The sequence below is a fragment of the Sphingomonas sp. YR710 genome (genome assembly GCF_900101455.1).
Taxonomy (GTDB): Bacteria; Pseudomonadota; Alphaproteobacteria; order Sphingomonadales; family Sphingomonadaceae; genus Rhizorhabdus.
On the sequence record NZ_FMZJ01000006.1, the window covers coordinates 206,313 to 219,187 of the forward strand.

Consider the following 12,875-nt stretch of genomic DNA (forward strand, 5'->3'; position numbering starts at 1 on the left):
TAAAAAGCCCTCTCCCACGTAATACCAAAGTGCATCGATCAGAACCCATGAGCCCCTCCCCTTCAGGGGAGGGGTTGGGGTGGGGCCTATCAGCTTGGCGCAGCGGGGGGGAGAGGCCCCACCCCCGGCCCCTCCCCTGAAGGGGAGGGGTGAAGAGTCGTCCTCAATGGCTCTTGGTATAAGGCCTGCCGGTATAAGGTGGCCACATGCCTCCCCCACGACAGGCTCAGCGCCTGTCGACCCGTTCATAAACGACGATCGTCGACTTCTTCATCGGAAACGCCGCCACCTGCCGATAGGAACGCGCGATCTCGGCCGCCACCACCGCCAGCGCCGCCGGCACATCCTCGGCGTCGCGCGGCGTCTCGTCGACGATCACGCTCGGGCGGGTCGCGAGGATGCGGCGGATCTCGGCGATGGGATCGACGCCGATCGCCCCGGCTTCGCGTTTCAGAAACAGGTGGCTGGGAAAGGCAAAACGGCTGGGGATGCACGATCCGGTCAGATGATAGAGGATCGCATCCCCGCCCCAGACGAACATGCAATTGGTGAGGCGCGGCCTGATTGCCGCCACCATCGCTGCGGCCAGCGCGGCATCGCCATGCTTGTTCCGATTGTTCCGCAGGATCAGCATATCCGCGGTGCCCGCCGCGAGCAGCAGGATCAGCGCGATGATCGCCCCGGCATGGCGCCGGCGAAGGGCAAAGGCCGGTGCGCAGGCCGCCGCCATCGGCACGAAAACCGGCAGCGCATAATGATCGAACCACGTCCCGAACGCGAAATAGCCCGCAAGCGCCGCGCCGAGCCAGGCCATGACGAAGCCGAACGCCGCCGGCCCGTCTTCAAACCGTCGCCACGGTTTCAGCCAGGCCGACAGCGCCACCACGCATAACGGGATGCCTGAAATTTGCCCGGCCTTGCCGAGCCGATAGAGCAATTCGGCGCCAGGCTCGCTCGCCCGCTGCCCGATCGACAGGAAATTGGCATAGAGGAAGGCCCCCGCTTCGCCGTGCAGCGCGTAGAAACCGAGCGCCAGCGCCGTCGGCAGCAGCGCGATCGCCATCCATAACAGCGCATCGACGATCGGCCGGCCTGTCGCGCCCGACGTCCGCCACGATCGCCAGAGCAGCACCAGCCCGAAGAAGATCCCTTCGAAGATCACCGTATATTTGATCTGCATCGCCAGCCCGAGCAGCAGCATCGCGGCGCACCCTGCCCGCCGGACCCGCGACGGGTCCGTCTCCTTGCGGAGAACGAGCTGCTGGACCATCAGCGCCGCGCCGGCGACCGGCAGGTTATAGAAGATTGGCGCCTGCCCGCCCCAGCCGCCACTCACCAGCCCGATCAGCAGGACATAGAGCATCCCGGCCCATGTCGCCGCCACGATCCCGGCCATCGGCGCGGCGATGCGCGCGACGATGAAGCCGGTTCCCGCGGCAAACAATGCGGCGACGATCTGATACTGATAGAAACCCGCACCGCCGAGCAGCCTGATCGCGGCATAGATCAGGAACAGCCCGATCGGCTTGCGATCCCATATGTCGACATAGGGCAAGGCCCCGTGCCACATCCGGTCGCCGACCAGCAGGTAGAAATTCTCGTCCACGTCGCTGAACGGATTGCCGAACTCGCTCACCCGCGCGGCAAAAGCCGTCGCCAGGATCAACAGCGCGGCCAGCGCCCATTGCCGTCTTCGATCGGTTTCGGTCGTCGCGCTCATCTGCCCCCGCTGCCGGCGCGGAATATGCGCCGCCACCCGTCATCCCCTACCGGCGGGGCGGGTCGGCCGGAACCATATTTTTGGCGTTTATATGTTTTGCAGACACCCCCTGATGCGCGGTAAAGTTCACCCGCATCATATAGCCAGTGCTCCAGGGCCGTTTGACGATCAACTGTTGCCGTTCGCGAACACGGCGCGGTTCAGAGCCTTATGTCTCCGTCTCCAGTGCCGCTCGCTAACGCGGGCTTGAGGCATCGCGCAAAAGTGCTTTGAAGGCTTCCGCCCGACTCTATACGAGCACCGAAATGGTACTTCAACCGCCCAGCGCTCGGGCTTTCGCGCCCAGCAGCTCATAAAAAGGCAGATCGACAGGATTTTTAGTCACAATGAATTATCGCCATTCCTTCCATGCTGGCAATAGCGCCGATGTCGTGAAGCACAGCCTGCTGATTGCCCTGGTGCGGGCCTTGCAGCAAAAGCAGAGCGCGCTGACTCTGATCGACACCCATGCCGGCTGCGGGCTGTACGACCTTGAAGGCGAGGATGCCCAACGCACCGGCGAGTCCACGCACGGCGTTCTGCGGGCCTTTGCCGACCCGAACCCCTTGCTGGACGACTACCGCGTCGCCGTGCAGGCGGTGAATGTCGGGCCCGAGCCGCACCTCTACCCCGGCTCGCCGCAGATTCTGGCGCAGCTTCTGCGCCCGCAGGATTTGCTGATTTTGAACGAAAAGCATCCCGAGGAAGTCTATACCCTGCGCGGCGTGATGCGCGGCACATCCTCTGCCGTCCATGAGCGCGACGCCTACGAGCTTTGGCTGGCGATGCTGCCGCCCCGCACCGCGCGCGGCGTGGTGGTGGTCGATCCGCCTTACGAGCAGCCGGACGAACGCGCTCGTATCACAGCCACCCTCGCCGCGGCTTACCGCAAATGGGCGCATGGCGTGACGGTGATCTGGTATCCGCTGAAAGACCGCGCCACGCATTGGCGGTGGAAGGAGCAGTTGCGCAAGCTCGGCATCCCGAAATTGCTGTGGCTGGAGCATTGGTTGTACGATGGTGATCAGTCCGGCATCTACAACGGCGCGGGCCTTTATATCGTCAACCCGCCCTACGCCTTCACGCAGGCGCTGCCGCCTCTGCTGGAAGCCCTGCGCGCCGCGCTGGCGCCCGAGGGGCATAGGGGCGAGATCGCGACCGATTGGTTGGGCGATTAAGATAAACCTGATCGCCCCTTTTCTCCCAAAGGAGGAATTGCCGCACTGCGGTTTGCACACAAAGCATATCTCGCGAGATTCGCTCGCTGTCGGCGGTTCGCTGGTGACCATCGCTGCTTGTGCTCCACGTTCACCGGTGAACGCTGGCAGGTCCGAGCAGTCGATACCCAAGGCACAGGGAACGGCAGCTAATACCAACGGCCGAAACCATTGACTCGTCATCCCAGCGAAAGCTGGGATCTCACGCTTCTTTATGATCCTGGAAAAGAAGGAAAAGAGATCCCAGCTTTCGCTGGGATGACGGGTGAGGCTTAAGGGCCGCTGATATAAGTCCCCACCCCGCCATAGTAGCCTTCCACGCACTGCCAGATGGCGCCAATTTCGTGCCGCCTTATTCTCGCACGAAACGCGGCAAGGCCTGATAGGCGGCCGCCAGCCCTTCGATCCGCCGACGCTCCATCGACAGCAGCCGCGCCCGATCGAACAGATCGTCGAACGACCGGAACCGCCCCTCGGCGCGCGCCGAAACGATCCGATCCGCCAGCGGCCCCGCATCGAGCATCAGCCGAAGGTCTGCGGCCGATGCGCTGTTCAGATCGAGCACCAGCGGCAGGCCCGGTGTCGTGCTCCAGAACTGCGCCGGTATCCGCACCGCCCGATCAGCGATCCACAGGCCGGGTCCAATCGCCGCATCGATCGCCAGGCGACCGCCGACGATATCGCCCACCAGCCGCTCCTGCCCTGCGCGCACGGATTTGAGTCCGTCCACGAAATCGTCGAGCGCGGCGCCAGCCCCCTTGCACGAGAGCGTCGCCGCCGCCTGCATCGCGGCGTCCGAGGCCGTTGCACCATAGGTAGTCTGTACGAACAGGCGCGTCGCCGGCATCCGCTCGGGCGGAAAGGCTTCGCCCCAGCCACGGATGAAGGCGATCATCGGCGCGTCGGTCCACCGCCCGATATGCGCGAGCGCCGCCGCCAGCTTGTGCAGCCGCTCGGTCGGCGGCTCGGGACCGTCATTGACCAGCCGATAAAAGAAGGTCGCCGCCACGCCTTCCGACGCCAGCATCCGGTTGCCGTTTTTCAGCCGGCAGGGATCGATCTGTGCCGACACCAATGAAGCCGTCCATGCCTCCCGCGGATCGGCGCCAGCCGCCGGCTCGGGCTTTTCGAACACGAAGTCGTCATTCGGCACCGCCGTCTCGCGCAGCCAGGTCTCGTGGCGGCTGAACCAGAAATCGCGCGGCGACGGCGGATCGCGCCGCTCGATCCGCGCGCGAAAGCCCGGCGTCGCGGTCAGCCGCGCCGCGAGCGGTTGCATCGATATGCCGAAGCCTTCATCGAACGCGGTCACCGGATCGGTGACGGCCAGCACCGAATGGGGTGTGCGCGATGGCGTCGCGGGGATCGGCCCGAGCAGCCGGCGCAACAGCACATGGCCATATTCATGCGCCAGCACCTCCTCGAACTCGCCGCTCGCAATCGAGCCGGCGTCGGCGGTGATATCGATATAATGATCCTCGCAGAGCCGCGGCGCGCTTGCGCCCTCCTGCAGATACAGATCCTTGCGGGCAAAGCCGCCGTCCTCGTCGGACAGATAGATGAAGATGCCGGCACCCAGATCGGGGCAATGGTTCGGATAGCGGCTGCGCGCGCGTGCATCCGCATCGAGCGCCGGCAGCAACGGGCCGATGGCGATCCGCAGAGCGGCATGGATCGCCTCGCTCAGGCTTCCGCCGACGATCCGGCGCGCCAGCGGCACCACCCGCCCGTCCGGCGTCTGCATCGTTCGTGCATGGCCGCCGCCGTCACGAACCGGCTCGATCAGGATATAGGTTTCGCTGGCCACAGGCGGGCGGGCATGGCGCGCGGCCTCCAGCGCGGATGGCGCAAGGACAAGCCCGATCATGCCGATGACGATGCGAAAGGCTATCATGTCCGCCGCCGCCCCCTTGCCGAAGGACCACCTTATCATAAGCGGCGGCGGCGCCCTCACGCAATCGATCAGGCGGCGAACGACTCCAGCGCCAGCGAGAATCGGATCGCGCAGAACGCGCAATCGACATGGATCTCGCCGGCCTCGTCGGCCATCTCCGCGCGCTCATCGGTCGGGAAGCGGGCGATCACCGATCGGATATGCTCGGCATTGCACCGGCATCCGCGCGACAACGGCACTGCCGCCAGCGTGCGCACCTCATCCTCCTCGTTGAACAGCCGCCATAATACGCGGTCCATTTCGAGCGAAATGTCGGTCAGTTCATCGAGGGTCAGCGTCTGCGCCAGCGCGCGGACATGATCCCATTCGGGATGATCGAGCCGGGTATGGATACGATCGCGCCCCTCCTCGCCTTCCGGCAGATGCTGGATCAGCATGCCGCCGCCGATGTGCCGCCCATCGGGCAGCCGCCGCATCGACAGCTTGACCAGGCTCGGCAATTGTTCGGACTGGCCGAAATAGCTCTCCGCCGCCTCGGCCAGCGACGCGCCTTCCAGCGGAACGATCCCCTGATAGCGTTCGCCGCTCACCATCTGATCGAAGGTGATCGCCAGATAGCCCTTGCCGAACAGGGCGAACAGCGACGGATCGACCGGCGCCTCGGCCAGCCGATCGGCATCGAAGCGCACATAGCCGCGCATTTCGCCGGCCTTGTAATCGGCCACCAGCAGATCGATCACGCCGCCCTCGGCCTGCGCCTGCAGGGTGAGCTGCCCGGCTTCATCCTTCAGCGTCGAGCCGAGCAAAGCCGCCAGCATCAGCGCCTCGGCCAGCACGCGCTCGATCACCGGCGGATAGCCATGGCCGGCGAGAATCGTATCGAGCAACGGCCCGATCCGCACCAGCCGCCCGCGCGCATGGCGGGCAGGAATCGTGAAGCCCAGCGCGATATCGAGCCGGGTGGCGGAAATGTCGGTCATCAGGAGGTCACCTCATCGTCCGCAGCTATATTGGATCGGCTTCGTGAAATTCCAGTTGCACGCCTCCATCCCCCTCATCGTCATCCCCGCGAACGCGGGGACCCATGGACAGCGGCACCTGCAGATTCGAGTGTGCCGTAACCGTGGGTTCCCGCTTTCGCGGGAATGACGGTAAAGTGCCGGGTCAGCGGGCCTTCTGCTAATCGAGCTTCCCCAGACACCACAGCAGCACTGCCTTCTGCGCGTGCAGGCGGTTCTCGGCTTCGTCCCAGATCACCGACTGGACGCCGTCGATCACCTCGTCGGTCACTTCCTCGCCGCGATGCGCGGGCAGGCAGTGGAGGAAGATCGCGTCTGGCTTCGCCTTGACCATCAGGCTGGCGGTCACCTGATAGGGCATCATCGCGGCGAGCTTTTCCTCGGCATGCGCCTGCCCCATCGAGATCCACGTATCGGTGACGACAACATCGGCATTGGCGATCGCCGCCTCCGCCTCGCGTTCGCAACGCACCACGCCGCCGCGCGCCCGCGCCGCCGCGATCACGTCGTCCGCCGGATCATAGCCATCCGGGCAACCGTAACGGACCGGGAATTTCAACAAGCTGCCCGCCTCGACGATCGAGTGGAGGACGTTATTGCCATCCCCCAGCCACGCCCATTCGAGCCCGCCGATCCGGCTCTTATATTCGAGCACGGTCAGCAGATCGGCCATGATCTGGCACGGATGCGATTGATCGGTCAGCCCGTTGATCACCGGAACCGTGGCATATTTCGCCAGATCCGCGGCCTTCTGATGATCGTCGGTACGGATCATGATCGCGTCGACATAGCGGCTAAGCACCCGCGCGGTATCGGCGATCGTCTCGCCGCGGCCGAGCTGCATCGATCCCGAATCCATCACGATCGTGGTGCCGCCAAGCTGGCGCATCGCCATGTCGAACGACACGCGGGTACGCGTGCTGTTCTTCTCGAAGATCATCGCCAGCGTGTGGCCGGCCAGCGGTGCGTCCGCATCCGGCGTGCCCTTCGGCCAGCCGATTCGCGCAAGCTTGCGCGCGCGCGCGGCCTCCAGCATCGCGATCAATGCGTCGGTGCCGGCATCGGCAAGATCGATGAAATTCCGGGTCATGCCGCTGCCTCGAAATCCCGCGCGCCCGCCGACAATTTCTCGATGCATTCGGCGATGTGGCTGTCCTCGATGATCAGCGGCGGCAGGATGCGCACGACATTCTCGCCCGCCGATACCGTCAGCAATCCGTGATTGTCGCGCAGATGCGCCACGAAAGCACGGCTCTCGGCGCTCTCCTTGAGCTTCAGGCCCAGCATCAGCCCCACGCCGCGCACGCTTTCGAACAGATGGTCATGATTGGGAATCAGCTGCTCCAGGCTGGCGCGCAACCGTTCGCCCTTCGCGCGGACATTGGCGAGGAATTCGTCGTTGATCGCGACGTCCATCACCGCCTCACCCACCGCCATCGCCAGCGGATTGCCACCATAGGTCGAACCATGAGTGCCCGCGATCATGCCCTTGGCCGCTTCCTCGGTGGCAAGGCAGGCGCCCATCGGGAAACCGCCGCCGATCCCCTTGGCGACCGCCATGATATCGGGCGTGATCCCATAATGTTCATGCGCGAAGAACAGGCCGGTGCGGGCATAGCCGCACTGGACCTCGTCGAGGATCAGCAACATGCCATGATTGTCGCACAGCTTGCGCAGACCGGTCAGGAATTCATGGCTCGATGGCGTCATTCCGCCCTCGCCCTGGATCGGCTCGACCAGGAAACCCGCGGTCGTCTCGTCGACCGCCGCGGTCGCGGCGGCGAGATCGTTGAACGGCACCACCTCGAAGCCCGACAGCAGCGGCTCGAATCCGTCCCGCATCTTGGGCTGGTTTGTCGCGCTGATCGTGCCCAGCGTCCGGCCGTGGAACGCGCTCGAGAAGCTGATGATCTTGGTGCGCTCGGGGCTGCCGTTGACATAATGGTAGCGGCGCGCGGTCTTGATCGCGCATTCGACGGCTTCCGCCCCCGAATTGGTGAAGAACACCGTGTCGGCGAAGGTCTTCTCGACCAGCCGCGCGGCAAAATGCTCGCCCTGCGGGCTGCCATAGAGGTTGGAGACGTGCATCAGCGTCGCCGCCTGATCGGCGATCGCCTTCACCACAGCAGGGTGGCCATGGCCCAATATGTTGACCGCGATGCCGCTCGCGAAATCCAGATAGCGTTCGCCGCGTTCGCCGATCAGGTAGCAGCCCTCGCCTCGCACCGGACGCACGCCACACCGCGGATAAACCGGCATCAGTGGGGTGATCGTCATCGGTACTGCTCCTTCGTCGTGAACGCTGTAAAAAGCTCCGGAAATGCAAAAAGGCGGCCATCCCGGCCGCCTGTCGGAGCGCGCATATAGTGAAGCCACCCCGCCCTCGTCAACGGTTCGTCGCACCGCGGCTGTCCGCACCGGCCGGCATCTGCTAAAAGCGACGGCAATCCCCGGAATCGTGTCGATCACAGGTCGCTTATGCGTCGTCTTTTGCCCTTTGCCCTGATCGTCCTGGCCAGCCCGGCCATGGCGCAGGATATCCAGCTGAACCCGATCTTCGGGACGCAGCTTCGCTATGAGCAATTCGCCGCCGATAAATTGCTGGCTGGCGGCGATGCCATGCTGTTCCGCATGCGGCCGGGCGTTGCCCTGTCGACCGGCCCCTGGTCGTTACTGGCCGAAAGCGATGCGGCTCTGACGGTGCGCCGTGCCAATCAGGCGGCGGCGACCGGCGCACGTCCGGGAACGCCGGAAGCCCTCCAGCTCAACCAGTTTCGCCTCCAATATCAAGGCCTGCCGGCCACCGTCGTCGCCGTCGGCCGCCAGCAGCTCGGCCTCGCCGATGCCAGCCTGACCGGAGATCGCGACGGCGAGCAGACATTCGACGCGGCCCGCATCGAATGGAAAGGCTTGCCAAACCTCACGGCCGACCTGGCTTATGCCTGGGCAAGCCGGAGCCTGTGGGCACGCGCGGACAATGGCGTACTCCCCGAAACGGTCAGCGGCGCGAATCTGTTCGCCAAGCTCGACTGGAAGAATCCGATCGGCACCTTCTCCGGCTATGCCTATCAGATCGATCAGCGCCGTGCCGCCAGCAGCGACTTCCGCTTCGTCAACCAGGTCTATGGTGCGCGCTTCAGCGGCAACCGACAGATCGGCGAGGATGTGAAGCTACACTATAGCCTTGGCTACATCCGACAAAGTGGCTCGCTGACAACGCCGGCCGCCGGCGCACCGACCTTCTGGCAAATCGGCAGCGCGTTCGATCTGACCGAACTCTCCTCGACCCAGACCAGCTACCGCCGCTTCGCCGCCAACGGCATCGCCCTGCGCAACGGCGACGAACTGAGCCTCGCCACCAGCGCGACCCGCGGCCGGGTAACGCTCGGCGCACGGTTCAGCAATTTCCGGCCGATCGATGCCGAACTGCCGGCGCAGGATCTGCGGCTATCGATGGGCGTCACCTTTTAGACGATAAGATATTGATTTATATATTTTATCCATCCTCCCCCGCCAGGGGGAGGATCGAAAAGCGTCCGAGGGCGCCGCATAATCAAAACTTATTCTGGCACATATGGGCCGATCAACCGGCCGGCCCGATCGCTTCCGCCTGCCGCTCGATCTCCTCGACCAGCGCCCGCGCATGCCGGCTCAGATCGCCGAACCGTCGCGCGCAGATCGTCAGTCGCCGCTGGGTCCACGGATCGGATAGAGGAATGATGGCAAGCCCGTCGCTGCGGCAGCGCTCGGCGGCGGCGAGCGGCAATATGCCGATGCCGATGCCCGCCTCGACCATCCGCGCGACCATGTCGAAGCTACGCAGCCGCACCCGATAAGTGATCCGCCGGCCGAGCCGCGCCGCCTGATCGGCGAGATGCCCGTGAAGCGCGCCGGCGCTCAGCCCCACGAACGGCTCCTCCACCACATCGGCAAACGCCACCGCCGTCCGCGCCGCCAGCGGGTGGTCGGCAGCGGCGATCAAAGTCAGCCGATCGGCGCATAACGGGATCGTCTCCAGCCGCCCCATGTCGGCGCTGTCCGCCACCACGCCGAATTCGGCGCGTTCCTCGGCCACCGCGAGCACGATGTCCGCGCTCGTCTTTTCCTCCATGTCGATGTCGATATCGGGGTAGGCCGCCAGGAACCGGCTCAAGGCCGCCGGCAGCAGTTCGACCAGCGCCGCGGTGTTCGACAGCAGGCGAATCCCGCCCTTCAATCCGCTCGCATAAGCGCGCAAGTCACCGCGCATCCGCTCGGCCTGCGCCGTCATGATCCGCGCATGATGGAGCAGGGTCGTGCCGGCCGGCGTCGGCGTCACGCCGCGGCGTCCGCGCGAGAGCAGGGCCGTGCCCAGCATCGCCTCCATCCCGCTCACCCGTGCGCTCGCCGACGCAAGCGCGAGATGCGCCGCCTCGGCCCCCGCCGAAATGCTGCCCGCCTCGACGATCGCGACGAACAGGCGAAGGTCGGCAAGATCGAAGCGCATCGGCGTTCCTTCGGATTATCCGATACCACAGGATAGATAATCCACATTGTCCCGAAATCACCACCAAGGCAATCGCCACCGCATGAACATGCCGATCCGCCTCGCGGGCGCTGCCGCCATCACCGCCAGCGTCTTCTACCGCAGCTTTTCCTGAAGGCCCCCGCCATGCAGACCCATGATGACGTCGTCGACCGCCAGTTCGGTCCCCGCGCGAACGCCTATGTTGCGAGCCCCACACATGCGGGCGGTCCGGATCTCGACAGGATCGAGACGATCGCTCGGGCTTTTCCCCATGCCAAAGTGCTCGATCTGGGCTGCGGCGGCGGCCATGTCGCTTATCGCGCCGCGCCGCATGTGGCGGAAGTGATCGCCTGCGACCTCTCTCCGCAAATGCTCAATGCTGTCGAAGCGGAGGCCACGCGGCGCGGAATCGGCAACCTGACGACCCGGCAGGCCGCCGCCGAAGCACTGCCCTTTGCGCATGCCAGCTTCGATCTGCTGCTGTGCCGCTTCACCGCCCATCATTGGCACGATCTCGACGCCGGGCTGCGCGAGGCCCGGCGCGTGCTGAAGCCCGGCGGTCGCGCGGTCTTCAGCGATGTGGTGGCGCCCGCGCATCCCCTGCTCGACACCCATTTGCAGGCCGTCGAACTGTTGCGCGATACCAGTCACGTCCGCGATTACCGGATCGACGAATGGCAGGCGGCATTGGGCCGCGCGGGCTTCACGATCGACGCCGTCGCAACGCATCGGCTTGCGATGGAATTCGCGTCCTGGGTTGCCCGGATGCACACGCCGGAACCCCATATTATCGCGATCCGGGCGCTTCAGCGCGCGGCATCGGAGGGCGTGAAACGCGGCTTCGAGATTGCGGACGATGGCAGCTTCATGGTCGACGTCGCCTTGTTCGAGGCGCGGGCATGATCCTCAGCTCTTGATCTTCCACCCGGCGGCGAACAATTTGTAGCTGACCGCCGCAAGCACGACGTTGACCACCAGCAGCACGATCGATCCGATCAGGATCGGCGAATCCGCCGATCCCAGGAAGCCGTAGCGGAAGCCCGAGATCACGTAGAAGAACGGATTGGCATGGCTGAACGCGCGGAAGCCGGCATGCAGCTTCTCCACCGAATAGAAGGTACCCGACAACAGCGAAAGCGGCGCCACCACGAAATTGGTGATCGCGGCGGCATGATCGAACTTGTCCGCCCAGATCGAGGTCAGCAGTCCCAGAAAGGCCAGCATCATCGACCCCGTGATCCCGAACCAGACGATCGCCCACAGATGAACGGGCATCACCTCGACGCCCGGCCAGAACAGCATCACCAGCCAGACGGCAAAGCCGACGCACACGGCGCGCGTCACCGCCGCACCGATCAGCGCGCCAATGACTTCGCCGGCCGACAGCGGCGGCATCAGATAGTCGATGATCGTTCCCTGCATCTTGCCGGACAGCAGCGAGAAGCTTCCATTGGCGAAAGCATTCTGCATCATGCCCATCATGATCAGGCCGGGTGCCACGAAGGTCGCGAACGGAACGCCAAGCACCAGATGGCTGCCACGATCCATCGCGACCGTGAAAATCACCAGATAAAGGAGGGTCGTGATCGCCGGTGCCCAGATCGTTTGCAGTTGCACCTTGAAGAAACGCCTGACCTCCTTCACATAGAGGGCGCGCATTCCCCCCCAGTTGATGAACGGGATCACCGGCACGCCGGGGGCGGAGTATATGATATTTTTGGGCTGGTCGCTCATGGGCTCTTCGCCTATCGGCTCACCGGCCCGCTCGCAAGATGCGGGCGAAGCCGAGGAATGAATATGTCTTGGACGGACGAACGGATCGATCAGCTCAAGCAGCTCTGGGGTCAGGGCATGACGGCGAGCCAGATCGCCGACGAACTGGGCGGCGTCAGCCGCAATGCCGTGATCGGCAAGGCGCACCGCCTCGGGCTTGAAGCGCGCCCGTCGCCGGTCAAGGGTGGCGAACATGCGGTAGCCAGCGCAGCGCCCGCCGCGCCCCCTGCCCCTGCGCCCGTTGCCGAACGCCCCGTACCCGTGGCCGCGCCGGTTCCGCCAAAACCTGTCGTTACGGCGGCTCCTGTCGAGCCGACCCCGCCACCGCCCGCCCCCGTCGTCGCGGCACCGCCACCGCCGCCCCAGCCGATGATCCGCTCGATCGGACCCGGCGGCTTCCAGCGCCAGACCCCGGGCGAGCAGTCCGCTCCGATCACGCCGGCTCCGCCGCGCCGGCTGGTGCCCGCCAAGCCCTCGGCGGACATGGCCGACAAGACGAGCCTCCTCGATCTCAACGATCGCATCTGCAAATGGCCGCTCGGCCATCCGGGCGAGCCCGATTTCCATTTCTGCGGCCAGCCGATCAATCCGGGCTTTCCCTATTGCCTCAACCATTGCTCGGTGGCGTACCAGGCGCAGCTCCCGCGCCGCGATCGCCGTCCGCCGCCGCCTCTGCCCTTCGGCGGCCCGCGGGTCCGCTGACCGC

General features: G+C 65.1%; 11 protein-coding genes. 4 read left to right on the forward strand and 7 right to left on the reverse strand.

Going from position 1 to position 12,875, the window contains the following annotated elements; genetic code table 11:
• Positions 1–226: 226 nt before the first annotated feature.
• Positions 227–1,756: an ArnT family glycosyltransferase gene (locus tag BLS13_RS09530; protein ID WP_093451630.1), complete on the reverse strand. Its 1,530-nt coding sequence runs from the start codon at positions 1,754–1,756 to the stop codon at positions 227–229.
• A 350-nt stretch (positions 1,757–2,106) separates the two neighbouring features.
• Between BLS13_RS09530 and BLS13_RS09535 the strand changes: the two genes are divergently transcribed.
• Entirely contained in the window at positions 2,107–2,937 is an 831-nt protein-coding gene (locus tag BLS13_RS09535; RefSeq protein WP_093451631.1) for a 23S rRNA (adenine(2030)-N(6))-methyltransferase RlmJ, read from the forward strand.
• Between the two features lie 391 nt (positions 2,938–3,328).
• Here BLS13_RS09535 and BLS13_RS09540 read toward each other — a convergent pair whose 3' ends face one another.
• From BLS13_RS09540 to BLS13_RS09555, 4 genes are all read right to left on the reverse strand, one after another.
• The gene (locus tag BLS13_RS09540) at positions 3,329–4,870 is read right to left on the reverse strand and encodes a helix-hairpin-helix domain-containing protein (protein WP_143011921.1); all 1,542 of its coding nucleotides are present in this window, start codon (positions 4,868–4,870) and stop codon (positions 3,329–3,331) included.
• A 68-nt stretch (positions 4,871–4,938) separates the two neighbouring features.
• Complete coding sequence (locus tag BLS13_RS09545) at positions 4,939–5,850, reverse strand: Hsp33 family molecular chaperone HslO (RefSeq protein WP_176943519.1); 912 nt, start codon at positions 5,848–5,850, stop codon at positions 4,939–4,941.
• A gap of 199 nt (positions 5,851–6,049) precedes the next feature.
• Positions 6,050–6,979, reverse strand: a complete 930-nt coding sequence (argF, locus tag BLS13_RS09550) for an ornithine carbamoyltransferase (protein ID WP_093451635.1) — start codon at positions 6,977–6,979, stop codon at positions 6,050–6,052.
• Entirely contained in the window at positions 6,976–8,166 is a 1,191-nt protein-coding gene (locus BLS13_RS09555) for an aspartate aminotransferase family protein (RefSeq protein WP_093451636.1), read from the reverse strand. The genes argF and BLS13_RS09555 overlap by 4 nt, the downstream gene beginning before the upstream one ends.
• A gap of 201 nt (positions 8,167–8,367) precedes the next feature.
• Between BLS13_RS09555 and BLS13_RS09560 the strand changes: the two genes are divergently transcribed.
• Positions 8,368–9,360: a hypothetical protein gene (locus BLS13_RS09560; protein ID WP_093451638.1), complete on the forward strand. Its 993-nt coding sequence runs from the start codon at positions 8,368–8,370 to the stop codon at positions 9,358–9,360.
• A gap of 112 nt (positions 9,361–9,472) precedes the next feature.
• Here BLS13_RS09560 and BLS13_RS09565 read toward each other — a convergent pair whose 3' ends face one another.
• Entirely contained in the window at positions 9,473–10,375 is a 903-nt protein-coding gene (locus BLS13_RS09565) for a LysR substrate-binding domain-containing protein (RefSeq protein WP_093451639.1), read from the reverse strand.
• A 165-nt stretch (positions 10,376–10,540) separates the two neighbouring features.
• On the opposite strand from BLS13_RS09565, the gene BLS13_RS09570 reads away from it, so the two are divergent.
• A complete protein-coding gene (locus BLS13_RS09570) occupies positions 10,541–11,299 on the forward strand; it encodes a class I SAM-dependent methyltransferase (RefSeq protein WP_093451640.1) in 759 nt (252 codons plus the stop codon).
• Positions 11,300–11,302: 3 nt separating this feature from the next.
• On the opposite strand, the gene BLS13_RS09575 is transcribed toward BLS13_RS09570, so the two are convergent.
• On the reverse strand, positions 11,303–12,130 hold the full coding sequence (locus tag BLS13_RS09575) for an ABC transporter permease (RefSeq protein ID WP_093451642.1): 828 nt from the start codon (positions 12,128–12,130) through the stop codon (positions 11,303–11,305).
• A 63-nt stretch (positions 12,131–12,193) separates the two neighbouring features.
• On the opposite strand from BLS13_RS09575, the gene BLS13_RS09580 reads away from it, so the two are divergent.
• A complete protein-coding gene (locus tag BLS13_RS09580) occupies positions 12,194–12,871 on the forward strand; it encodes a GcrA family cell cycle regulator (RefSeq protein WP_093451729.1) in 678 nt (225 codons plus the stop codon).
• Positions 12,872–12,875 lie beyond the last annotated feature (4 nt).

Coding starts and splice junctions, on each gene's coding strand:
- BLS13_RS09545 (WP_176943519.1), bottom strand. CDS start 5,850: ATGACCGACATTTCCGCCACCCGGCTCGATATCGCGCTGGGCTTCACG.
- BLS13_RS09575 (WP_093451642.1), bottom strand. CDS start 12,130: ATGAGCGACCAGCCCAAAAATATCATATACTCCGCCCCCGGCGTGCCG.
- BLS13_RS09535 (WP_093451631.1), top strand. CDS start 2,107: ATGAATTATCGCCATTCCTTCCATGCTGGCAATAGCGCCGATGTCGTG.
- BLS13_RS09555 (WP_093451636.1), bottom strand. CDS start 8,166: ATGACGATCACCCCACTGATGCCGGTTTATCCGCGGTGTGGCGTGCGT.
- BLS13_RS09565 (WP_093451639.1), bottom strand. CDS start 10,375: ATGCGCTTCGATCTTGCCGACCTTCGCCTGTTCGTCGCGATCGTCGAG.
- argF (WP_093451635.1), bottom strand. CDS start 6,979: ATGACCCGGAATTTCATCGATCTTGCCGATGCCGGCACCGACGCATTG.
- BLS13_RS09540 (WP_143011921.1), bottom strand. CDS start 4,870: ATGATAGCCTTTCGCATCGTCATCGGCATGATCGGGCTTGTCCTTGCG.
- BLS13_RS09570 (WP_093451640.1), top strand. CDS start 10,541: ATGCAGACCCATGATGACGTCGTCGACCGCCAGTTCGGTCCCCGCGCG.
- BLS13_RS09560 (WP_093451638.1), top strand. CDS start 8,368: ATGCGTCGTCTTTTGCCCTTTGCCCTGATCGTCCTGGCCAGCCCGGCC.
- BLS13_RS09580 (WP_093451729.1), top strand. CDS start 12,194: ATGTCTTGGACGGACGAACGGATCGATCAGCTCAAGCAGCTCTGGGGT.